This is a genomic window from Sandaracinus amylolyticus (assembly GCF_000737325.1).
GTDB lineage: Bacteria > Myxococcota_A > Polyangia > Polyangiales > Sandaracinaceae > Sandaracinus > Sandaracinus amylolyticus.
The window spans coordinates 9,775,048-9,796,027 of the sequence record NZ_CP011125.1; the positions used below are offsets into that span (position 1 = coordinate 9,775,048).

The following is a 20,980-nucleotide window of genomic DNA, read 5'->3' on the forward strand; positions in this document are numbered from 1 at the left end:
GATCGCTCCGCGACGAGGAGCTGATCACCCAGCGCTCGATCGGGCGCCGCTCGAGCATGACGATGCTCGGCGCTGCGGTGCTGGGCGCTCCGGTTCTCGGCACCGCGATCACCCCGGCCGAGGCGCAGGTCACGGATCGAGACGCGAGCGACGCCGCGGGTCGCGGGCGCGGCTGCCCCGGGTGGAGCGACAGCGATCTCGAGGACGCGGCGGGCTGCAGCCGTCGGACCGGGCTGACCGATCGGGATCGCTCGGACCCGGCGAGCCGTGGTCGCGGTCGTCGCAGCTGCAGCGACGCGGACCCCTACGACCCGGCGGGCCGCGGTCGCCAATGCTGAAGGGCGGGGTCGTCGTTCCGCAGCGATGAACATCTCCGTTCGGGCTGCGTCGATCAGGGCTTCCGGGGGGTTCCCCGGGTGTGCGATGCTCCGGCCGCGGCGTCCGCGGACCGCGTCGTCGCGGGAGGGTACGGGAGACATGAGCGAGAAGAAGAAGAAGACGCTGGAGGATGCGGACCTGGTGACCGAGCGCCCGATGGGCCGCCGGTCGAGCATCGCGCTGCTCGGAGGCGCCGTGCTCGGCGCGGCAGGCATCATCGCCGCGACGACGCCGAGCCAGGCGGAAGCGCAGTGCACCGACAGCGATCGTGGCCCGAACGCCGATCCCGGCGGCCGTGGACGCGGCAACGGCGTCACCGACAGCGACGGCGGCCCCAACGCCGATCGCGCCGGTTGCGGTCGTGGTCGCCGCAGCTGCAGCGACAGCGATCCCAACGACCCCGCGGGTCGTGGCCGCCACTGCTGATCCCTCACTGGAGTGCGCGTCCCGCAGGTCTCGGACGGCAGCGCGCGAGGCGCGCGGACGGTAGGGACCCGCGGGGGCGACGCGATCGGATCCCGCGATCGGTTCGCGCGTACCTGACAGAAAGCTGACAGGTGAGACTGGAGCCCGGCTGGCCGTCATGGCCTCCGGGCTCTAGTTTTTGCGGCTCGCATGACCAACGACGATCGCTTCGAGCTCGTGACGCACATGCAGCCGCGCGGCGATCAGCCGGCGGCCATCGAGGCGCTGGTGCGCGGGCTCGAGCAAGGTGCGAAGCGTCAGTGCCTGCTCGGGATCACCGGCAGCGGAAAGACGTTCACCATCGCGAACGTCATCCAGCGCACGCAGCGTCCCGCGCTGATCATGGCGCCGAACAAGACGCTCGCGGCGCAGCTCTACGGCGAGATGCGCGAGCTCTTCCCGAACAACGCGGTCGAGTACTTCGTCAGCTACTACGACTACTACCAGCCCGAGGCGTACGTCCCGTCGAGCGACACGTACATCGAGAAAGACGCGATCATCAACGAGAAGATCGATCGCATGCGGCACAGCGCGACCCGCGCGCTGCTCTCGCGTCGCGACGTGATCATCGTGGCGAGCGTCTCGTGCATCTACGGCATCGGCTCGCGCGACTCGTACGTCGAGATGATGATCCGGATCGAGAAGGGCCAGCAGATCCGGCGCGACGAGCTGCTGCGGCGCCTCGTCGACGTGCAGTACGAGAGGAACGACGTCGACTTCCATCGAGGCACGTTCCGCGTGCGCGGCGACGTGGTCGAGATCTTCCCGGTCAGCGAGGAGACGAAGGCGATCCGCGTCGAGTTCTGGGGCGACGAGATCGATCGCATCCAGGAGATCGATCCGCTGCGCGGCAAGCCGATCCGCGAGCTGAGCGGCTACGCGATCTTCCCGGGCTCGCACTACGTCACGCCCGAAGAGCAGCGGAAGCGCGCCATCGAGGGGATCAAGACCGAGCTGCAGGATCGGCTCGAGGACCTCTCGAGCGAGATGAAGCTCGTCGAGAAGCAGCGGCTCGAGCAGCGCACGCTCTACGACCTCGAGATGATGGAGCAGACCGGGTTCTGCCACGGCATCGAGAACTACTCGCGGCACTTGAGCGGACGGATGAAGGACGAGCCGCCGCCGGTGCTGATCGACTACTTCGCGCAGGACTTCCTCCTGGTGCTCGACGAGTCGCACCAGACGGTCCCGCAGATCGCCGCGATGTTCCGGGGCGATCGCGCGCGGAAGGAGATCCTCGTCGATCACGGGTTCCGTCTGCCGAGCGCGCTCGACAACCGACCGCTGCAGTTCGACGAGTTCTGGCAGCGCGCGGGCGACACGATCTTCGTCAGCGCGACGCCCGGCGAGTACGAGCTCGAGGAGACGCAGGGCGAGGTCGTCGAGCAGATCATCCGCCCCACGGGCCTGATCGATCCGGTGATCCACGTCCGGCCGGTGACGAACCAGGTCGACGATCTGCTCGGCGAGATCCGCGGGCGCGTGGAGCGCGACGAGCGCGTGCTCGTGACCACGCTGACCAAGCGCATGGCCGAGGATCTGACCGAGTACTACTCGGAGCTCGGCGTGCGCGTTCGTTATCTCCACAGCGACGTCGACACGCTCGAGCGCGTCGAGATCCTGCGCGATCTGAGGCGCGGCGAGTTCGACGTGCTCGTCGGGATCAACCTGCTGCGAGAGGGTCTCGATCTGCCCGAGGTGTCGCTCGTCGCGATCCTCGACGCCGACAAGGAAGGCTTCCTGCGCTCGCCGCGCTCGCTGATCCAGACGATCGGGCGCGCGGCGCGAAACGTCCGCGGCGAAGTGCTCATGTACGCCGACAGGGTCACCGACGCGATGCAGTACGCGATGGACGAGACCAACCGGCGCCGCGAGATCCAGCAGAAATACAACGAAGAGCACGGGATCACGCCGGAGACCGTGAAGCGCGCGGTGCTCGATCTCGACCCCTCGAGCGGCGGCGCCGACTGGTCGAGCGTGCCGCGCGGGCGCGACGTCGCGGAGGACACGAGCAAGAGCCTGCCCGAGCGCATCGAGGAGCTGCGCAGCGAGATGTTGCTCGCGGCGGAGCAGCTCGAGTTCGAGAAGGCGGCGGAGCTGCGCGATCGGATCAAGAAGCTCGAGTCGCAGATGGATGGCGCTCCGGTGGCGGCGAGCGCGTCGAGCGCGAAGAAGGCTCCGGCGCGCGGGGCGGCGGCCCGTTCGGGCAATCGGGGACGCGCGCGGGGACGTTGAAACGCGCGGCCCGTTCCCCGATCCTGGGTCGGTGACGTACCGCTGTCTTCTCTTCATCGTCGCTGCGTGTGGGCTCGCCGGGCTGACCGGATGCGCGCTCGAACGAGTGGGCTTCGAAGGGGACGGACCGACACAGCTCGACGGCGGCGGGCGCGACGGAGGCGGGATCGACGCGAGCTCGATCGACGAGGACGCCGGGGACACCGGCGTCGTCGACGAGGACGCGGGCTTCGACGGCGGGATCGTCATCGACGACGCCGGGATCGACGCGGGGATCGACTCGGGACGCGACGCAGGTCAGCCCGACGCCGGCTGCAGCGGGCCGCCGACCTGCGCCGGCGGACAGCTGACGACGTGCGTCGGCGGCGCGCCGGTGGTGACGGAGTGCGCGCTCGGGTGCAGCGCGTCCGGCACGAGCTGTCGCGCGATGGTCCCGAGCAACGTCGGGGGCATGGTCGCGTTCACCGACGGAACGGCGAGCCTCGACGTCGTCGACGGCGAATTCTGGCTGGTCCACGGCGACAGCGGGCTCATCGAGGCGCGCGACGGAGACAACCCGGGGACGGTGCTGCGGAACGTGCGCACCGCGGGCGTCGGCACGAACAACGGCATTCGTTACGCGCAGATCGCGGGCGCGGACGGCGCGAGCTACGGCGTGTTCGTCGTGGGCAGCCTCCGGGTGCGGCCGCTCGCGGTGCTCGCGGGCAATCCCGGCGCGCGATCGCTCGTGTTCGTGAGCGCGGGCGACGTGCTCATCGAGGGGCTCGTGACGGTGCGGGCGTCGACGTTCGGGCCCGGCCCGGGCGGCGCGGCGGGCGGAAACGGCGGGACGAACGGCAGCGGTGCAGGCGGCGGTGAAGGCGGCGAGTCCGACAGCGGCATCGGCAACGACGACGACGGCGGGGGTGGCGGCGGAAGCCACGCGAGCGTCGGCGCCGGGGGCGGCGATTCGCCCGAGGCCGACGGCGGCGACGGGGGCAGCGTCTACGGCGACGCAGATCTCGTTCCGCTGCGCGGAGGCTCGGGCGGCGGCGGCGGTGGCGACGACGCGGGCGGGCGCGGCGGTCACGGCGGCGGCGCGATCCAGTTCACGAGCGCGACGTCGATCACCGTCACCGCGAGTGGCGGAATCGAGGCGACCGGCGAGGGCGGGCGCGGCGGGGACACCGGCGGCGGGGTCTTCGACAGCGGCGCGGGCGGCGGCGGCGGGTCGGGCGGTGCGATCCTGCTCGAGGCCGTCACGGTCACGGTCGCGGCGGGCCGCGTGGTCGCGACGGGCGGCGCCGGCGGTCAGGGCGCGCGCTGCGACAACTGTGGCGACGACGGGGCGAACGGCGCGGACGGCTCGCTGCTGACGGTGCCGGCGCCGGGCAGCGCGACGGACCGCGCGGGCGGCGGCGGCGGCGCGGGATCGTCGCTGACGGGGATGGCGACCGCCGGAGCGAACGCGACGAACGGCGGCGGCGGCGGCGGCGGCGCGGGCCGGGTGCGGATCAACAACGCGACCGGCACCGGGACGTACACCGTGGTGCCGAACACGACGAGCGGGCTCTCGACCGTCGGGATGGTCGGGCGCACGCCCTGACGGATCAGGCGCGCGACTCGAGCCTTGAGCGACGCGGGCTCGGTCGCTAGGCTGGCGCGCCATGCGAATCGTCGTTGTGTTGTTCGCGGCCGCGGCGATCGCCGGATGTGCGACCGTGGCGCCCTACGAGCGCGAGCACCTGAGCCGCGCGTCGATGGACTTCGGTCGCGAGGACGACGAGACCGCGTTCCGCGCGCACGTGCACGACTCGCGCGAAGGCGCGACGGGCGGCCACGGCAGCACCGGCGGCGGCTGCGGATGCAACTGAGCGTTCGGGAGGGGTCTTGGAAGACGCCTCCCCTCGACCGGCAGAGCCGGATCGGGTCCCCCCACCCCAAACACTGCGCGCGCGGCCCCAGCCACGCTTGCGCTCACTCGGGTCCGCGGATGACGTCGCATCACGCATCGCGCCCCTTCGTCCGCATCCTCGTCGCGCTCGCGGTGGCGCTCTTCGTCAGCCCAGCGCGCGCCGACGAGACGACCGGCACGTGGACCGGCGAGGTCGGCGTGCAGGGCAATTACTATTGGGAGACCTCGACCCGCGTGATCGCGCCCGAGGTGCGGTTCCGGCTGACGTCGCCCGACGGGACCGACGTGCGCGCCGAGTACCTCGTCGACTCGATCACGAGCGCGAGCCTCGCCGCCGGCGTGGTGGAGGACATCCGGTTCACCGAGACGCGTCACCAGGTGACCGTCGGCGCCGGGCACGAATTCGACCTCGGTGAGGCGCAGCTGCGGCTCGACGCGTCGACGCGGATCAGCCACGAGCCCGACTACCTCGCGACCGGCGTGACCCTCGCGGGCACGCTCTCGCTCGCGCAGCGCTGCACGCTGATCGGGATGGCGCTCACGTACATCCACGACGACGTGGGCTCGGTCGTCCGCGGCTCCCAGCCGCGCGAGGGCGGCGGGCGCGACCTGTCGGATCGCGGGCGCGTCGGACAGCTCGAGGGGTTCACGCTCGGGCTCTCGCTCAGCCAGATCCTCACGTCGCAGCTCGTCGCGTCGTTCGGCTACGACCTCGTCTACAACTGGGGCTACCTGCAGAACCCGTATCGCGGCGTGTCGATCGAGGGCGTGGTGCGCCCCGAGGACCACCCCGACGAGCGCCTGCGGCACTCGCTGTACGGGCGCGTCGCGCTGTACGTCCCGGAGACGCGCACCGCGTTCCACGCGCTCTATCGCTTCTACGTCGACGGCTGGGATCTCGCGGCGGTCACGCCCGAAGGGCGCATCTACCAGGAGATCGGCGATCTGATCACGCTGCGCCTGCGATATCGCTTCTACTCGCAGACGCGCTCGTTCTTCTATCGCGCGCCGGATCAGTACACGGCGGACGATCCGTTCGTGACGAACGACCCGAAGATGCAGGACTTCTCGAGCCATCTCGTCGGCGCGCACGCGCGCGTCGGGATGGAGTTCCTCGAGCGCACGTTCCTCGGCTTCGCGCACGAGGGCGAGGTGTGGTTCAGCTTCGACTACTGGTGGCAGTCGAGCCGCTTCGGGAACGGCGTGATCGCGCAGGCCGGCCTCCGCGTGCCGTTCTGAGCGTTAAACGCTGGTGAATCGTCGCTCCGCGCGGTGGACAGGGAGCGCGCGTCGCGACACACGGCAGCACGTCGTCGCGCGTCGCGACGCAGCGAAAGGTCTCTCGTGAGCGTCGACACCTCTCAGCGCGCCGCCTGGCTCCTCGTTTGTCTGCTCGCCACGGCGTGTGGTGACGACGATGCGTCGAGTGGCGGCGACGCCGGCGAGACCCCGCAGAGCGACGCGGGCAGCGCGCCCACCGAGCCGCTCACGGTCGTCGCGATGGACGGCGAGCACGTGCACTTCACCGTCGAGAACCGACGGCGCGTGAACGTCGAGGTCGACTTCCCGCCGCTCGATCAGCGCTACGGCGAGGTGATCATGCACTTCGCGCTGCGCTGTCCGCCCGAGGGCGGATGCGACTGGTGGGATCGCCGCGGCGCGCTGATGATCGTCGAGAACCCCGGCGTGCCCGAGGAAGAGGAGCAGCGCATCGAGATCTCGCGCTTCGTCACGCCGTACCGCGTCGGCGCGGCGTGGGACGTCGACGTGACCGATCTTCGCCCGCTGCTCTCGGGGCGCCGCACGCTCCAGGTGTTCATCGACACGTGGGTCGGCCCGGGGCACGCGAATGGCGCGGGCTGGCTCGTCGACGTGTCGTTCGAGCACCGCCCCGGCGTGCTCGAGCGTCGCGCGATCGCGGTGGTGCCGGTGTTCCGGTCGCAGCAGCCGGTCTACGGCGATCCCGCGCGCAGCATCCCGAGCCAGGTGCCGCCGGTCACGCTCGACGTGCCGGCGGGGGCGTCGGCGCTCGCGATCCGCTCGTTCATCACCGGCCACGGCCAGGGAAATGCCGAGAATTGCGCGGAATTCTGCCCGCGCGATCACACCTTCTCGGTCGAGGGCCAGGCGTTCACCCGCAACGTCTGGCGCGACGACTGCGCGACGACGGCCGCGCCGGGCCAGGCGGGCACGTACACGTACCCGCGCGCCGGATGGTGCCCGGGCGCCGTGACGCACGACTGGTCCTTCGACGTGCCGCTCCCGAGCGACGGAACGGTGGACGTCGGCTACGACGTCGCGACGTACGAGAATTCGTGCCGCCCCGGGGTCGCGGTCTGCAGCGGGTGCACGCTCGGCACCGGCTGCGAGTACGACGGCGGGGCGCACGCCGAGCCGCACTACGATCTCTCGGCGCTGCTGATCGCCTACGAGTGATCGGGCGAACATCGGCTCGCCCGCAGGTCCCTACCGTCCGCGCGCTTCGCGCGCTCCCGTCAGCAACCTGCGGACGAGCACTCCGGCAGGCACTCAGCGCGCGGTCTCGATCGCGGCCTGGAGATCGCGCGGGAGCGGGGACGTGAAGCGCATCGCGCGGGCGTCGTGCGGGTGCTCGAACGCGATGCGCGACGCGTGCAGGAAGTGTCGCGCGAGCCCGGGCAGCGCGCTGCCGCCGTAGAGCGCGTCGCCGACCAGCGGGTGCCCGATCGCCGCGAGGTGCGCGCGCACCTGGTGCCGCGTCGCGTGCGACGCCGAGACCTCGACGCGCGTGTACACACCGATCGCCTCGGCCTTGAGGATCTCGGTGCGCGCGGGGCGCGCGCCCTTCACGTCGATCGTGACCACGCGGCGCGGATCGCGCGGGTGCGGTCCGATCGGGAGATCGATCACCTGCGGCGCGTCCACGCGTCCCTCGACCAGCGCGACGTAGCGCTTGTCGATGCGCCCGTCCTTGAGCGCGGTGCGGAGCGCCTCGAACGTGAGCTCGTCGCGCGCCGCGACGATCAGCCCGCTCGTGTCGGTGTCGAGCCGGTGCAGGATCCCGGGCTCGCGCAGGCGATATCCGACTCCGCTCATCTCGGGATACCGAGCGACGAGCGCGCTCGCGATCGTGCCGATCTCGTTCTCGCGCAGCGGGTGGCTCGGCACGCCCGCGGGCTTGTCGACCACCACGAGCCACGGGTCCTCGTGCACCACGTGCAGCGGCAGCTTCGCGTCGGGGCGCGCGTGGAAGTCGCTCGGCGCGGGCGCGCGCGCGAGCACCACGTGATCCCCCGGCGCGAGCCGCAGGCCCTTGCGCGGGCTCCGGCCGTTCACGCGGATCGCGCCGCTCTCGACCATCTCGCGCGCCTTCGCGCGGCTCATCCCCGGCACGCGCCGCACGAGCACGACGTCGAGCCGCAGCCCGGCTTCGGCCGCCTCGACCTCCAGCTCGATCACGCCCCGGCCTCGATCACTGCGTCACTCGCCCGTCCACGGCCAGCACAGCGACACGCAGGGCCTGGCCCGAGGGCCCGTGGGGTAGCCGATGCGCCCGCCCCGCGCCACGTGCCGGCCGAGCCCTTGGCCATCCCGCGCTACCGCCGTAAGATCGCGGCGCTTTCGCGGCGTCGGTCCGCGAATCGGCGAACAACGCGCGGCGGTCAGCCCGCGACCCAGCGAAGAACTCATGGCTCCTCCGAAGCGCGACTACTACGAGTCCTTGGGCGTCGGGAAGACCGCGACGCCCGACGACATCAAGCAGGCGTATCGCCAGCTCGCGAAGCAGTGGCATCCCGACCGCAACCAGGGCGACCCGTCCGCGGAAGAGAAGTTCAAGGAGATCAGCGAAGCGTACTCGGTGCTCATCGACGTCGAGAAGCGCCGTCGGTACGACCGCATGGGCCACGCCGCGTTCGGCGGGGCCGCGGACTACGAGCGCATCGACTTCCGCGCGGTGAGCGAGATCCTCGAGGGCCTGATGGGCGAGGTGTTCGGGCTGTCGGGCGCGGCGCGCCGCGCGCGTCAGGGCACCGACATCGAGCTCGAGCTCGAGATCTCGTTCGAAGAAGCGGCGCTGGGCACCGAGAAGCCGATCCAGGTGCCGCGCCTCGTGACCTGCGGCACGTGCGAGGGGTCGGGCGCGGCGAAGGGCTCGAAGGTCGAGCGCTGCCACGCCTGCAACGGCGTGGGCGAGGTGAAGTTCCAGCGCGGGTTCTTCTCGGCCTCGCGGCCCTGCTCGTCGTGCGGCGGGACCGGCAAGCGCATCGAGACGCCGTGCCCGACCTGCAAGGGCAAGACGGTCGTCGCGAGCCACGAGGAGATGTCCGTGAAGGTCCCGCCGGGCGTCGAGGACGGCGCGATCCGCAGCGTGCGCGGCGCAGGCGAGCGCGGTCGACACGGCGGCCCGCCCGGCGATCTGCACGTGCGGATCCGAGTGCGCCCTCACCCGCTCTTCAAGCGCGACGGCGCGGACATCAAGGTCACGATCCCGGTGAGCTTCCCCCAGGTCGTGCTGGGCACGCAGGTCGACATCCCCACGCTCGAAGGGCGCGTGAAGATGAAGGTCCCGCCGGGCACCCAGAGCGGGAAGGTCTTCCGGCTGCGCGGCAAGGGCATCGAGGTGCTCGGCGGCGCGGGCAAGGGCGACCAGCTCGTGCACATCGTCGTCGAGGTGCCGTCGAACATCACGAAGCGGCAGCGCAAGCTGATCGAGGAGCTCGCGGCGGAGTTCGGCGAGGACGTGCACCCGCAGCAGAAGAGCTTCCTCGACAAGCTGAAGGGCTTGTTCGAGTAGTCGTTCGAGTACGATCGCGCGCGATGACGTTCGATCTCGCGCGATCGCTCGCGGCGCTGCGGCGCGCCGACACCGTGCGCGTGACCGGCAGCGTGCGCGAGCTGGTCGGGCTCTCGATCCGCGCCGCGGTGCCGGGCGTGCGGCTCGGCGAGATCGTGGAGATCGAGCGGCGCGCCCATCCGCCGCTGCTCGCCGAGGTCGTCGGGTTCCATCTCGACGATGCGACGCTGATGCCGCTCGGATCGGCGGAGGGCGTCGGCGCGGACGATCCGGTGCGCCCGACGGGACGGCCGCTCTCGGTGCGGGTGAGCGAGCAGGTGCTCGGTCGCGTGCTCGGTGGGCTCGGCGAGCCGATCGACGGCGGCCCCGCGATCGACGGCGACGAGTGGGACGTGATGCGCCCGCCGCCGAACCCGATCGCGCGGCCTCGCATCACGCGTCCGCTCGCGCTCGGGGTGCGCGCGATCGACGCGCTCACGACCGTCGGTGAAGGGCAGCGCATCGGGCTCTTCGCGGGCAGCGGCGTCGGCAAGAGCACGCTGCTCGGGCAGATCGCGCGACAGGCCGACGCCGACGTGTTCGTCGTGTGCCTCGTCGGCGAGCGAGGGCGCGAGGTGCGCGAGTTCCTGGAGGACGCGCTGGGCGACGACGGGCGCGCGCGCGGCGTCGTGGTCTGCGCGACGAGCGACACGCCCTCGCTCGTTCGCATGCGCAGCGCGTGGGTCGCGACGGCGATCGCCGAGTGGTTCCGCGAGCGCGGAAAGCGCGTGCTGCTGATGATGGACTCGCTCACGCGCTTCGCGCGCGCGGGGCGCGAGGTCGGCTTGGCCGCGGGCGAGCCCCCGGCGCGGCGCGGCTATCCGCCGTCCACGTTCGCGATGCTGCCTCAGCTCCTCGAGCGCAGCGGCACGAGCGAGCACGGCTCGATCACCGCGTTCTACACGGTGCTCGTCGAAGGCGGCGACATGGAGGAGCCGATCGCCGACGAGGTGCGCGGCATCCTCGACGGGCACGTCGTGCTCGATCGCGCGCTCGGCGCGCGTGGTCGCTGGCCCGCGATCGATCCGCTGGTCTCGCTCTCGCGCGTGATGGACGCGATCACCACGCCCGCGCATCGCGACGCCGCGGCGCGCCTGCGCGCGCACCTCGCGCTCTACGAGAGCAAGCGCGACCTCGTGATGCTCGGCGCGTACAAGCGCGACAGCGATCCCCGGCTCGATGCGGCGCTGTCGCGCGTCGACGCGATCGAGGCGTTCTTGCGGCAGGGCAAGCACGAGCGCTCGACGCTCGACGACGCCGTCGCCGAGCTCGCGCGCATCGTGTGAATCGCGCGCCGGTGCTCGACGCGAGCACGTGCGGGGACCATAAGGATCGTACGTGGAGCGAACACACGTGCCTCCGAGCCCGCGTCGACCGAACGACCTCCGGAGACCGCAACGCGCTCGCGGAACACAGTTCGAGCAGCGCGACGTCGACGTGCTCGGGATGCGCCTCCGCTACATCGACGTCGGCCCGACCGAGCGCGATGCGGACGCGACGCCGCTGCTGCTGGTGCACGGCCACACATCGCGCATCGAGGAGTACGACGATCTCGTCCCGCACCTCGCGCGGCGTCATCGCGTGCTGGTGCCCGACCTGCCGGGCTGCGGCTACTCGGAGAAGCCGAACTGCGCGTACTCGCTGCAGCTCTACGAGGACACGCTGCTCGGCTTCCTCGACACGGTCGGGGTGCAGCGCGCGCGCGTCGGGGGCGGGAGCCTCGGTGGCAATCTGACGCTGCGCCTCGGACATCGCGTCCCCGATCGTTTCCCCGAGCTCGCGGCGTGGGCGCCGGCGGGCGCGTGGCAGCCCGCGAAGCTGGTCGCCGACGTGGGCAAGGCGCTCGGGCGCGCCGCGGGGCGCTTCCTCTTCTGGCCGTTCGTCTGGGTGCAGTCGCGGTACTGGTACGAGGCGCGTTGGCCCAAGCGCGATCAGACGCTACGCGACACGTTCGCGTACTACCGCGAGGTCATGGGGCCCGGCTTCGCGCGCATGTACTTCGAGGTCGCGTTCGACCAGTTCCTGCACACGCACTTCGCGTACGCGGAGCGCATCACCCAGCCGACGTTGCTCGGATGGGGCGATCGCGATCATGGGCTCGGCATGGGCGAGGGCGTGAAGCGCCTCGCGGGGATGATCCCGCGCGCCGAGCTCAAGGTATTCCCCGGCGCGCGCCACTCGCTCGCGAACGAGGTGCCCGAGCAGCTCGCGAGCGCGGTGCTCGAGTTCTTCGGTCGCTCGCGGCTCGCGCCCGCGGGCTGATCGTTGGAGGTCCAACGATCGACGGGACGTCGCAGCGCACGACGCTGACGAGCGGGCGCGATCCGTCGTTCGCGTCGGCGCGCGTGGGCTCGCAGCGCGCCGACGTCGCGCGCGCGTCGCAGTAGTCGTCCTCGGGGGCGTCGCAGCCGACGTCGGGCGCGCACGCCCACACCTCGGCCTCGGCGCCGGTGAACGAGATCACGCCGACGCACGCCTCGTCGGGCGCGCAGAAGAGATACGCGCCGACCGGGCCGCAGGCGTACGAGCCGTCGGAGTCGACGCATCCGGGGACCAGGACCGCGAGGGCCGCGAGGAACGGGCGCATCGGATCGAGCCTGCGCGCGCGAGGGCGGGATGACGAGCGTCGCCGGTGTGAGGCGACGTGGTTGCCTCGCCGCCGCGCGATGCTAGTCACTCGGCGCTGAGTCACTCCTGCGGGGATGGAGAAGATGCGCCCAGTCCAGCTCGTGAAGTCCGTGCTCGTCGCGCTCGCGCTCGTCGCGTGCGCGCCCGAGGGTGAGGGCTCGTTCGCGGTCGATCGCGCGGGCCTCGAAGGCCGCAGCGCCGAGCTCGTGTTCACCGCCGACCACCAGCAGCGCGTCGAGGGGACGCTCGTGGCGGGGGGGATCGCGACGATCTCGTACGACGCGTCGCGCCTGACGACCTGTCGCGGCGAGCGCTACGGCAACCCGGCGTGGTCGATCTACGCGCACTACCGGATCGCGGGCGGCGACGTTCGCTCGGTCCACGTCGCGGGCCACGCGCCGGCGCCGGATCAGGTCGGTCTTCCGATCGAGCTCACGCAGGCGGGCGAGCTCGAGGTGTGGTTCGAGAACACGTCGTCGTTCGGCTGCCAGGGCTGGGACTCGGCGTTCGGCGCGAACCATCGCTTCACCATCGAGGCGGCGCAGACCGACGAGGCGCCGATCGCGCGCTTCGCGGCGGGCGGTGGGATCTCGGTGAGCGGCGACGTGCGCCAGAGCGCGCGCCTGACCATCGAGTACGACGTCGCGCGCCTGCCGCAGTGCCGCGACACGCGCTACGGGCTGCCGGCGTGGAGCGTGCTCGCGCACTATCGCTTCCCGAGCGGGCGCACCGGGTACGTGCCCGTGACCAGCGGCAGCGCGACGCTCGATCTCGTGGAGAGCGGCGAGCTGCAGCTCTGGTTCGAGAACCAGGGCTACTACGGCTGCCGTGCATGGGACTCGCTCGATGGCGCGAACTACCGCGTGGTGGTCGACGCGGATCCGCGCGCGCCGGGCTGGATGGGCAACGCGGCGTCGGTGATCAACCGCATGACGTGCGACGGCGGGCCGTGCGACTCGAGCCGCGTCGCGCTCGAGAACGGCTGGACCTACGGCACGTACGCGCGCCAGCGCGCGGCGATCCGCGCGATCTACTTCGACGTGTGGAAGGCGGGCGTGACCGACTTCGACAACGCGAACCTGTGGGCCGACCTCGACGTGCAGGTGCACTACCGCTGGCGCTCGACGGGCGCGTTCCAGACGCGCTACGTGCGCTTCTTCCGGCGCGTCGGGAACGACGCGCGCTACGAGCTGCCGATGGCGGAGATCGATCCGCTCGCGGGCCCGTACACGCGCACCGATCCGTCGCAGTGCCCCGACGCGGATCTGCGGGTCTCGGGTGATCCGAGCGGCGCGTACGTCGCGGCGAACGTCGAGTACTACTTCACGGTGAACGGCGTCGCGCTGCGTCGCACGGACGGCGTGAACTTCATCGGGACGTTCGAGGACTACCGGAGCCAGCTCGAGATCTGTCTGCAGTGAGCTGACGACGGGTCGGTGCGGGGAAACGCCCTGCGGCGCGGAAGCGCCGCGGGGCGTTCGTGCGTTCGGGCTAGGCTGTGCGGATGCGCGGGCCAGTCGACGACGAGCGGGCGCGGCGCGTGATCGACGTGATGCGGCGCGTGGCGTTCGCGATCGTCGCCGGGATCGCGGGCGCGTGGGTCGCGCGTGTGTTCCTCACCGTCGCGTTCGGGTTCCCGCACTCGGCCGCCGAGATCCTCGCCGAGCCACGGCACGCATGGGCGGCCGGTTGCGCGACGGCGGTCCTCGCGTGGCTCGCGGCGCGGAGCGGCCTCGCGATGCTCGGCGCGACCGCGCTCGCCGGATCGCTGACGGGAACCGCGATGGTCGCCGTCGGGTGCTTGGCGCTGGCGATCGAGCACGGACCCGTCGACATGATCGGCGTGTGGTCGCGCGGCATCATCGCCGCGGCGCTGAGCGTGCCGTTCGGCCTCGTGCTCGGGCTGGTCTCCGGAGTCGCGTTGTCGCCCTTGGACTTGGGGCTCACGCGCCTCGCCGCGCGTCCGACGGTCAGCACGACGATGCGCGCGCTGCGCGCGAGCGCGGCCTGGGCGGTGTTGCCGCTCGGCCTCGAAGCGTGCATCGCGGAGCGACCCGTCGGAGCGAGCGAGATCGCGACGACGCTCGCCATGATCGCGCTCGTGGTCGCGACCGGCGCGGCGATCGGCGTCGCGACGCGATCGCGGTGGGTGCGCGCGGTGTGTGAGGGACGCATCGCGGGCTGGAGCGTCGCGCTCGACGACGACGGCACGCGCTGGCTGATGCGTGAGGCGCTCGCGGGTGACGGCGCGTATCGCGACGGCATCGTGCGCACCCGTTGGGGGCGGCTCGATGCGTGAGCCGATCGACGACGCGCGGGCGCGGCGCGCCATCGACGTGATGCGCGCTGCGGCGTTCGGCATTGTGACGGCGATCCCCGGTGGGCTGGCGGTCCGAGCATTCCTGCCGACGTTCACGCCGGAATCGGCGTACGACATGCCACCCGCGCTCGCACGGTCGCTGTCCGACTACGAATGGGCGGCCGTAGCGATCGTCGGCGTCGTTGCGACGTGCGCGGGTTGGTGCTCTCGCGACGCGCGACGCGCGCTCCGGGCGATGGCGCTCGCGGGCGTCGCGTGCGCGCCCGTGACGGTGGGCATGGTCGCGTCGCTCCGAGCCGTCGAGGGATGGCCGGAGGTCGAGCACGCGGGGATGTCCGCCGTGCTCGCGACGATGTGCAGCCTCCCGCTCGGGTTCGTGATCGGGTGGTGCTCCGGCATCGTGTTCGTGCCGCTCGTGAACATGCTCGGTGGCCTCGGTCGACGGGTGACGATCACGACGATGCCTCGTGCGCTCTGCACGGGAGCGTCGTGGTGCGCGCTCGGGCTCTCGGTGCCGGCGATGTGGGGAGCCCCGGTCACGGGAATGCAAGACGTGGAGACAGCAGGTGCCGCGATCGCCTGGTTGGTCGTGGGCGGCGGTGCGACCGAGGTGCTGCGACGACGGCGGCTCGCGAAGCGCGCCGAGCGCGGCGTGGCGATCGGATGGAGCGTCGAGCGCGACGAGGACGGAACGCGCTGGCTGATGCGTGACGCGAACGTCGGCGACGGCGCGTACCGCGAGGGTGTCGTGCGCGCGCGCTGGGGCCGGCTCGATGCGTGAGCCGATCGACGACGCGCGCGTCGCGGGATGGACCGCCGCGATGCCCGCGATCGTCTTCGCGACCATCACCGCCATTCCCGGCGGGCTCGCGATCCATGCGCTCATGCCGGCCGTGTTGATGCCGTACGACTTCCCGTCCGCGATCCGCGGATCGACCGAGGATTACGCGTGGGTGGGCGTGGTGACGACTGCGCTCGTCGCCGCAGCGGCGGCGTCGCACGCGCGGAATCCGTGGCGCGCGATCCGCGCCGTGTCGATCGCCGGCGTGTGCTGCGCGCCGATCACGCTGATCGTGCTCACGCTGGCGGTGCGCGTCGGCGAGGGTGCGGAGTCGAGCTGGATCCTCGCGGCGTACGCCCTGTGCGGCACGATCTGCAGCGCGCCGCTCGGGCTCGCGTTGGGCTGGTGCTTCGGGATGCTGCTGTGGCCCGTGGTCTTCTCGCTCTCGCGCGTCAGCAAGCAGGTGACGATCACGACGGTACCTCGCGCGCTCTGCGCGGCAGCGCTGTGGTGCGCGCTCGGGCTCTCGGTCGCCGCCGCGATCCGTACGTCGATCACGTGGATGCACGAGCTCGCCGTCGCGGGCGCGGCGATCGCGTGGGCAGTGGTCGTGGGAGTCGCGCTCGAGGTGCAGAGGCGGCGGCGGCTCGCGTGGTCGGCCGAACACGGCGTGGCGACCGGATGGCGCGTCGAGCGTGACGGGCACGGCACCCGCTGGCTCCTGCGCGAGACACACGCGGGCGGCGGCGCGTATCGCGAGGGCGTGGTGCGCACGCGATGGGGGCGGCTCGACGCGTGAGTTGCGAGCCACCACGCGACGGAGCGATCGTCTCGCTCGCATGACCGATCGCGAGAACGCTCGACGCAAAGCGCTCCAGGCCGCGCGCGCCGTCACGCTCGGGCTCGCCATCGCGGCGACCACCGCAGGATGCGAGCAGGTCGTCGATCGCGCGTGCGCGTTCTCGTTCACCGAGAACACGCGCTACTGCTGCGAGCGACAGCCGTTGTCCTACTACGACCCGGCGACCCGCACGTGCATGCGCGCGATGATCGGTCCGTTCGTGCCGCCGGACATGCCCGCATGAGCGACGATCGCGAGAACGCTCGGCGCCGAGCGCTGCAGGCCGCGCGCGCGGTCACGCTCGGCCTCGCGATCGCGACCACCGCCGCGGGCTGCGAGCAGGTGATCGATCGCGCCTGCGGCTTCGCCGAGAACACGCGCTACTGCTGCGATCGCCGGCACTTCATGTGGGACTCGACGGCGAACGTGTGCCGTCCACCGCTCCCGGTGCCCGGGCCCTTCACGCCGCCCGATCTGCCCGCATGACCCGCGGCCGACTGCGCGTCGACGTCGGAACGTCGCCGCTCGCGACCGAGCACACGCGGCTCGTGCGCACCGCGCTGCGTCGCGGCGAGCTCGCGCCCGAGATCCCGCCGGGCGCGCGGCTCACCGGCGACTTCTCCGAGCACGCGATCACGCTCGCCCGCACCTCGTGGCTCGCGCGCATGGAGCACGAGCACCAGTCCGCTGCCGTGTTCTCGCGCCTCTTGCCGCACCTCATCGAGGCCGAGGCGCCGCTCGAGTACAAGACCGTCGCGCTGCGCATGTCGATGGACGAGCTGCGTCACGCCGCGCTCTGCGGCGACGTCGTGCGGCTGCTCGGCGGCGAGCCCGAGGTGGAGCGCGAGCTCGCGACCGAGCCGCTCCCCGAGCACGCCGGAACCACCGCGCGCGAGCGCGCGATGCGCAACGTCCTCTTCGTCTCGTGCCTCAGCGAGAGCATCGCCGCGCCGCTGCTCGCGGCCGAGCGCGAGCTCGCGAGCGAGCCCCACGTGCGCCTCGTGCTCGAGCAGCTCGCCGCGGACGAGACGCTCCACGCACGCTTCGGATGGGCGTACCTGCGCGACACGATCACCGACGCCGAGCGCGCCGGGATCCAGCGTTATCTGCCGCTCGCGCTCGGCACGATCGAAGCGCGCATGCACGAGGTGATGACGCTCGAGCTCCAGGTCGACGCCGCGCTCGAGGACGAGCTCGCCGCGCTCGGCGTCACGATGGGCGATCGCAGCCGCGCCCTCATGGACGAGGTCGTCGCGACCGTCGTGCTCCCGGCGCTCGACGCGCTCGGCCTCGACGCGCAGCGCGCCTGGCGCGAGCGCATCGTGTGACGTTCGCGTTGTGATCGCGTGGCGCGCGATCACGCCTCGCGCGGGCCGCGGAACCGACCGCGCGGCGAGCGGAGCAGGACCGCCGCGACGCCTGCCGCGACGAGCGCGACGACGATGCCCAGGCCGAGCAGCAATACGAGCGGCGCGAGCCCGCTCGTCATCCAGTCGACCTCCGGCACATCTTCGACTCCGTAGACCTGCTGCGCTTCGGCGCTCGATGCGAGCACCAGGAACGCAGCAGCGCTCACCCACGCAGCGGCTGCGCGCACCCATTCCATGAGCTCCTCCTCGTCCGTTCGTCCGAGCGAGAGGAGTGCATCGCGCATGCCGCATGCGCGGCAGAGTTGCGCATCAGCTCGCGTCGGCGTCGGTCGCGCCACCGGGCTTCGGTGCGCCCCGACCACCACCGCCGCCCGCGTCGGGATCGGTGGCCGTCTTCGCGCCCGGGCCGAGGTTGCCGCCGACGCGCTCGATCGCGCGGCCGGTCGAGCTCCGCTTCACCACCACGTCGTCGTCGGACAGCGTGCGCTTCTGCTTCGAGTCGCTCACCCGCTCATGCTCTCACGAATCGCGCGCAGCACGGCCGCGCAGATGCGATCGCAGCGCTCGCCGAGGAACGGGAAGAGCTCGCGCGCGCTCGTCTCGAGCTGCTCCTCGATGCCGGCGCGCAGCGCGCGTCGCGCCCGGTGCAGCCGGACGCGCACGGCTTCTTCGGTGAGGCCGAGCACCTCGCCAACTTCGGCGCTCGAGAGCTCCTCGAGGTCACGCAGCACCAGCACGGTGCGGAACGCCTCGGGCAGCGCGTCGATCGCGCGCTCGAGCATCGCGCGCACCTCGGCGCGCGTGGTCTCGTCCTCGGGGCTCGGCATCGCGGGCGACGCACGATCGTCGACGAGCTCGAGGTGATCGTGCCCGCGCCCTCGCAGCCGATGGAGCGCCTCGCGCGCCACGATGCGCGTGAGCCACGTCGAGAAGCGCGCGCCGCCGTTCCACTGCGCGAGGTGGGTGTACGCCGAGAGCCACGCCTGCTGCGCCGCGTCCTCGGCCTCCGCGTCGCTGCGCAGGATCGCGCGCGCGGTGCGGAACACGCGCTGGTTGTGGCGCCGCATCAGCGCCTCGAAGCGCGCGGCGTCGCCGGCGAGGACCTGCGCGACGATGATCGCGTCGTCCGGCTCGTCTGCGGTGCGCGGAAGGGACACGTCGGGCTTCATGCTCGAGAGAGGAGCGCTCCGGGCTCGACGTTACAACTCGTAACGCATCGCGCGAAGCCGTCCTCGATGGGCTCGGAGGATCGATGCCCACATTCGCTGCGCTCGCGCTCGCCACACCGCTCTTCGGGCTCTCGCTGCAGGTGCCCGTCCTCGCTTCTCCGGAGCTCCATCCCGACGTCGTCGCACAGCTCGCGCCCGGCGCGCCCGATCCCGCGCAGCTCGAGGACGCCGCGATCGCCGCGCAGCTGCGCCAGCGTCAGGAGATCGCGCTCGTGCATCGCGCGTTCGGCGTCGCGACGTGGGCGTCGATGGCGGCGACCGCGGTGCTCGGCTTCATCCAGTTCGGCGACGAGTACGGCTTCCACGGCGCGCGCTCCGAGACCGCGTGCGCGCAGGGCACCGCGGTGCTCCAGGACTTCTGCGAGGGCACGCCGTGGCCCCACGCTGTCGCGGGGTTCACCACGGCCGCGCTCTACTTCACGACGTTCACGCTCTCGTTCTTCATGCCCGATCCGCTCGACCTCGAGCACCAGCAGTCCGACTGGGCGGAGCGCGTGCGCATCCATCGCGCGCTGCGGTGGGTGCACCTCGGCGGCGTGGTGCTGCAAGCGCTGCTGGGGATCTTCATCGCGAACCACGAGGCGTTCGGGCTCGACACGAACGACGACTTCGACGCGCTGCAGGCGCTCGCCGGGGTGCACATGGGCGTCGGCATCGTGACGTTCGGTGCCCTCAGCGCAGCGGCGGCGCTGGTGACCTTCTAGAGCGAGAGGCTTCGCCTCGACGTGAGGCGAAGCCTCGCTCCGATCACACGCGCTCGATCACCGTCGCGATGCCCATCCCGCCGCCGATGCACAGCGTGATCAGCGCGGTCGCGAGGCCGCGACGCTCGAGCTCGTCGAGCGCGGTCTGGAGCAGCATCGCGCCGGTCGCGCCGAGCGGGTGACCGAGCGCGATCGCGCCGCCGTTCACGTTCACCTTCGCGGGATCGACGTCGAGCTTCTTCATCGTCTCGAGGGGCACGGTCGCGAAGGCCTCGTTGATCTCCCAGAGATCGACGTCCTTCGCGCTCATGCCCGCCTTCTTCAGCGCGCGCGCCGACGCCGGCGCGGGCGCGGTCAGCATGATCACCGGCTCGGCGCCCGCGGTCGCCATCGCGCGAATTCGCGCGCGGGGCTTGAGGCCGTGCGCCTTCACCGCCTCGTCGCTCGCGAGCAGCACCGCGCACGCACCGTCGACGATCCCGCTCGAGTTGCCGGCGGTGTGCACGTGCTGGATCGCGCCGACGTGCGGATATCGCGCGAGCGCGATCTGATCGAGCGTCTCGCCGTTCGGCCCGACCGGCGCCGCGCCCATGCCGACGAAGCTCGGCTCGAGCTTCGCGAGCGCCTCGTACGTCGTGCCGTGCCGCGGCATCTCGTCGTGCTCGAGCAGCACCTTGCCGGTCTCGGGATCCTTCACCGGCACCAGCGCGCGCGCGAAGCGACCTTCCTTCTGCGCGACCTCCGCCTTCTGCTGCGACGCGAGCGCGAACCGATCGAGCTCCTCGCGCGAGAAGCCCTCGATCGTCGCGATCAGATCCCCGCTGATCCCCTGCGGGACCTGGAAGACCTTCTTCCGCAGGTGCGGGTTGTTCCCGTCGATGCCCGCCTCGTCCGAGCCCATCGGCACGCGCGACATGCTCTCGACACCGCCCGCGATCACCAGGCCCTGGTGCCCGCTCGCGACGCCCATCGCCGCGAAATTCACCGCCTGCAGGCCCGATCCGCAGAAGCGATTGAGCGAAACGCCGGTCACGTCGTCGGGCAGGCCCGCCGCGAGCACCGCGTTGCGTGCGATGCACGCGCCCTGCTCCTTCGCCTGCGACACCGTGCCCGCGACCACGTCCTCGATCGCCGCGGGATCGACCTTCGCGCGCGCGACCACCGCGTTCAGCGTCTGCGCGAGCAGCTCCTGCGGGTGCACGCCGGTGAGCGCGCCCTTGCCCATCTTCCCGCGCCCGCGCGGCGTGCGCGCCGCCTCGATGATCCACGCGTTGCCCATGTGCCGCCTCCGATGAATGGCCATTCATTCTGCAGCCCACGTC

Annotated in this window: 23 protein-coding genes; 18 read left to right on the forward strand and 5 right to left on the reverse strand. The window is 71.8% G+C overall.

Going from position 1 to position 20,980, the window contains the following annotated elements; all coding sequences use genetic code 11:
* Positions 1-62: 62 nt before the first annotated feature.
* The 7 genes from DB32_RS41355 to DB32_RS41385 all read left to right on the forward strand — a co-directional run bounded on the left by DB32_RS41355 (position 63) and on the right by DB32_RS41385 (position 7,408).
* Entirely contained in the window at positions 63-338 is a 276-nt protein-coding gene (locus tag DB32_RS41355) for a hypothetical protein (RefSeq protein ID WP_157070301.1), read from the forward strand.
* Positions 339-477: 139 nt separating this feature from the next.
* Positions 478-804: a hypothetical protein gene (locus DB32_RS41360; protein ID WP_053238172.1), complete on the forward strand. Its 327-nt coding sequence runs from the start codon at positions 478-480 to the stop codon at positions 802-804.
* A 189-nt stretch (positions 805-993) separates the two neighbouring features.
* Positions 994-3,078 (forward strand): excinuclease ABC subunit UvrB, encoded by a 2,085-nt coding sequence (uvrB, locus tag DB32_RS41365; protein WP_053238173.1) that lies wholly within the window; start codon positions 994-996, stop codon positions 3,076-3,078.
* 31 nt (positions 3,079-3,109) lie between these two features.
* Complete coding sequence (locus DB32_RS41370; protein WP_053238174.1) at positions 3,110-4,663, forward strand: hypothetical protein; 1,554 nt, start codon at positions 3,110-3,112, stop codon at positions 4,661-4,663.
* Between the two features lie 61 nt (positions 4,664-4,724).
* Complete coding sequence (locus DB32_RS41375; RefSeq protein ID WP_075097754.1) at positions 4,725-4,931, forward strand: DUF4266 domain-containing protein; 207 nt, start codon at positions 4,725-4,727, stop codon at positions 4,929-4,931.
* Between the two features lie 119 nt (positions 4,932-5,050).
* Positions 5,051-6,211, forward strand: a complete 1,161-nt coding sequence (locus tag DB32_RS41380; protein WP_053238176.1) for a DUF3570 domain-containing protein — start codon at positions 5,051-5,053, stop codon at positions 6,209-6,211.
* Between the two features lie 105 nt (positions 6,212-6,316).
* The gene (locus DB32_RS41385; protein ID WP_053238177.1) at positions 6,317-7,408 is read left to right on the forward strand and encodes a peptide-N-glycosidase F-related protein; all 1,092 of its coding nucleotides are present in this window, start codon (positions 6,317-6,319) and stop codon (positions 7,406-7,408) included.
* Positions 7,409-7,501: 93 nt separating this feature from the next.
* On the opposite strand, the gene DB32_RS41390 is transcribed toward DB32_RS41385, so the two are convergent.
* Complete coding sequence (locus tag DB32_RS41390) at positions 7,502-8,410, reverse strand: RluA family pseudouridine synthase (protein WP_053238178.1); 909 nt, start codon at positions 8,408-8,410, stop codon at positions 7,502-7,504.
* A gap of 229 nt (positions 8,411-8,639) precedes the next feature.
* Here DB32_RS41390 and dnaJ point away from each other — a divergent pair, with 229 nt between their 5' ends.
* From dnaJ to DB32_RS47730, 10 genes are all read left to right on the forward strand, one after another.
* Positions 8,640-9,746 carry a molecular chaperone DnaJ gene (gene dnaJ, locus DB32_RS41395; RefSeq protein ID WP_053238179.1) on the forward strand — a complete coding sequence of 369 codons (1,107 nt, stop codon included), beginning with the start codon at positions 8,640-8,642 and terminating at the stop codon, positions 9,744-9,746.
* A 23-nt stretch (positions 9,747-9,769) separates the two neighbouring features.
* Complete coding sequence (locus DB32_RS41400; RefSeq protein WP_053238180.1) at positions 9,770-11,071, forward strand: FliI/YscN family ATPase; 1,302 nt, start codon at positions 9,770-9,772, stop codon at positions 11,069-11,071.
* A 160-nt stretch (positions 11,072-11,231) separates the two neighbouring features.
* The gene (locus tag DB32_RS41405; protein ID WP_157070303.1) at positions 11,232-12,047 is read left to right on the forward strand and encodes an alpha/beta fold hydrolase; all 816 of its coding nucleotides are present in this window, start codon (positions 11,232-11,234) and stop codon (positions 12,045-12,047) included.
* A gap of 440 nt (positions 12,048-12,487) precedes the next feature.
* Positions 12,488-13,834: a DUF6209 family protein gene (locus DB32_RS41410; protein WP_053238182.1), complete on the forward strand. Its 1,347-nt coding sequence runs from the start codon at positions 12,488-12,490 to the stop codon at positions 13,832-13,834.
* An 83-nt stretch (positions 13,835-13,917) separates the two neighbouring features.
* On the forward strand, positions 13,918-14,712 hold the full coding sequence (locus tag DB32_RS41415; protein ID WP_053238183.1) for a hypothetical protein: 795 nt from the start codon (positions 13,918-13,920) through the stop codon (positions 14,710-14,712).
* Complete coding sequence (locus DB32_RS41420; RefSeq protein WP_053238184.1) at positions 14,705-15,514, forward strand: hypothetical protein; 810 nt, start codon at positions 14,705-14,707, stop codon at positions 15,512-15,514. The genes DB32_RS41415 and DB32_RS41420 overlap by 8 nt, the downstream gene beginning before the upstream one ends.
* Complete coding sequence (locus DB32_RS41425) at positions 15,507-16,313, forward strand: hypothetical protein (RefSeq protein WP_157070305.1); 807 nt, start codon at positions 15,507-15,509, stop codon at positions 16,311-16,313. The genes DB32_RS41420 and DB32_RS41425 overlap by 8 nt, the downstream gene beginning before the upstream one ends.
* A gap of 40 nt (positions 16,314-16,353) precedes the next feature.
* Complete coding sequence (locus DB32_RS41430; RefSeq protein ID WP_053238186.1) at positions 16,354-16,599, forward strand: hypothetical protein; 246 nt, start codon at positions 16,354-16,356, stop codon at positions 16,597-16,599.
* Complete coding sequence (locus DB32_RS41435) at positions 16,596-16,841, forward strand: hypothetical protein (RefSeq protein WP_053238187.1); 246 nt, start codon at positions 16,596-16,598, stop codon at positions 16,839-16,841. Before DB32_RS41430 ends, DB32_RS41435 begins: the two co-directional genes overlap by 4 nt.
* Positions 16,838-17,683, forward strand: a complete 846-nt coding sequence (locus DB32_RS47730; RefSeq protein WP_053238188.1) for a ferritin family protein — start codon at positions 16,838-16,840, stop codon at positions 17,681-17,683. Before DB32_RS41435 ends, DB32_RS47730 begins: the two co-directional genes overlap by 4 nt.
* A gap of 29 nt (positions 17,684-17,712) precedes the next feature.
* Here DB32_RS47730 and DB32_RS41445 read toward each other — a convergent pair whose 3' ends face one another.
* From DB32_RS41445 to DB32_RS41455, 3 genes are all read right to left on the reverse strand, one after another.
* Positions 17,713-17,961, reverse strand: a complete 249-nt coding sequence (locus DB32_RS41445; protein ID WP_157070307.1) for a hypothetical protein — start codon at positions 17,959-17,961, stop codon at positions 17,713-17,715.
* 73 nt (positions 17,962-18,034) lie between these two features.
* A complete protein-coding gene (locus tag DB32_RS41450) occupies positions 18,035-18,232 on the reverse strand; it encodes a hypothetical protein (protein WP_053238190.1) in 198 nt (65 codons plus the stop codon).
* Complete coding sequence (locus DB32_RS41455) at positions 18,229-18,882, reverse strand: RNA polymerase sigma factor (protein ID WP_240481318.1); 654 nt, start codon at positions 18,880-18,882, stop codon at positions 18,229-18,231. The genes DB32_RS41450 and DB32_RS41455 overlap by 4 nt, the downstream gene beginning before the upstream one ends.
* A gap of 95 nt (positions 18,883-18,977) precedes the next feature.
* Here DB32_RS41455 and DB32_RS41460 point away from each other — a divergent pair, with 95 nt between their 5' ends.
* Entirely contained in the window at positions 18,978-19,658 is a 681-nt protein-coding gene (locus tag DB32_RS41460; protein ID WP_053238192.1) for a hypothetical protein, read from the forward strand.
* 43 nt (positions 19,659-19,701) lie between these two features.
* Here DB32_RS41460 and DB32_RS41465 read toward each other — a convergent pair whose 3' ends face one another.
* A complete protein-coding gene (locus DB32_RS41465; RefSeq protein ID WP_053238193.1) occupies positions 19,702-20,937 on the reverse strand; it encodes an acetyl-CoA C-acetyltransferase in 1,236 nt (411 codons plus the stop codon).
* Between the last annotated feature and the right edge of the window lie 43 nt (positions 20,938-20,980).

Excerpts from the sequence above, each read along its gene's own strand:
- DB32_RS41355 (WP_157070301.1), top strand. The coding sequence starts at position 63 with ATGCTCGGCGCTGCGGTGCTGGGCGCTCCGGTTCTCGGCACCGCGATC.
- DB32_RS41360 (WP_053238172.1), top strand. The coding sequence starts at position 478 with ATGAGCGAGAAGAAGAAGAAGACGCTGGAGGATGCGGACCTGGTGACC.
- uvrB (WP_053238173.1), top strand. The coding sequence starts at position 994 with ATGACCAACGACGATCGCTTCGAGCTCGTGACGCACATGCAGCCGCGC.
- DB32_RS41375 (WP_075097754.1), top strand. The coding sequence starts at position 4,725 with ATGCGAATCGTCGTTGTGTTGTTCGCGGCCGCGGCGATCGCCGGATGT.
- DB32_RS41380 (WP_053238176.1), top strand. The coding sequence starts at position 5,051 with ATGACGTCGCATCACGCATCGCGCCCCTTCGTCCGCATCCTCGTCGCG.
- dnaJ (WP_053238179.1), top strand. The coding sequence starts at position 8,640 with ATGGCTCCTCCGAAGCGCGACTACTACGAGTCCTTGGGCGTCGGGAAG.
- DB32_RS41400 (WP_053238180.1), top strand. The coding sequence starts at position 9,770 with ATGACGTTCGATCTCGCGCGATCGCTCGCGGCGCTGCGGCGCGCCGAC.
- DB32_RS41405 (WP_157070303.1), top strand. The coding sequence starts at position 11,232 with ATGCGCCTCCGCTACATCGACGTCGGCCCGACCGAGCGCGATGCGGAC.
- DB32_RS41410 (WP_053238182.1), top strand. The coding sequence starts at position 12,488 with ATGGAGAAGATGCGCCCAGTCCAGCTCGTGAAGTCCGTGCTCGTCGCG.
- DB32_RS41415 (WP_053238183.1), top strand. The coding sequence starts at position 13,918 with ATGCGCGGGCCAGTCGACGACGAGCGGGCGCGGCGCGTGATCGACGTG.
- DB32_RS41420 (WP_053238184.1), top strand. The coding sequence starts at position 14,705 with ATGCGTGAGCCGATCGACGACGCGCGGGCGCGGCGCGCCATCGACGTG.
- DB32_RS41425 (WP_157070305.1), top strand. The coding sequence starts at position 15,507 with ATGCGTGAGCCGATCGACGACGCGCGCGTCGCGGGATGGACCGCCGCG.
- DB32_RS41430 (WP_053238186.1), top strand. The coding sequence starts at position 16,354 with ATGACCGATCGCGAGAACGCTCGACGCAAAGCGCTCCAGGCCGCGCGC.
- DB32_RS41435 (WP_053238187.1), top strand. The coding sequence starts at position 16,596 with ATGAGCGACGATCGCGAGAACGCTCGGCGCCGAGCGCTGCAGGCCGCG.
- DB32_RS47730 (WP_053238188.1), top strand. The coding sequence starts at position 16,838 with ATGACCCGCGGCCGACTGCGCGTCGACGTCGGAACGTCGCCGCTCGCG.
- DB32_RS41445 (WP_157070307.1), bottom strand. The coding sequence starts at position 17,961 with ATGGAATGGGTGCGCGCAGCCGCTGCGTGGGTGAGCGCTGCTGCGTTC.
- DB32_RS41460 (WP_053238192.1), top strand. The coding sequence starts at position 18,978 with ATGCCCACATTCGCTGCGCTCGCGCTCGCCACACCGCTCTTCGGGCTC.
- DB32_RS41465 (WP_053238193.1), bottom strand. The coding sequence starts at position 20,937 with ATGGGCAACGCGTGGATCATCGAGGCGGCGCGCACGCCGCGCGGGCGC.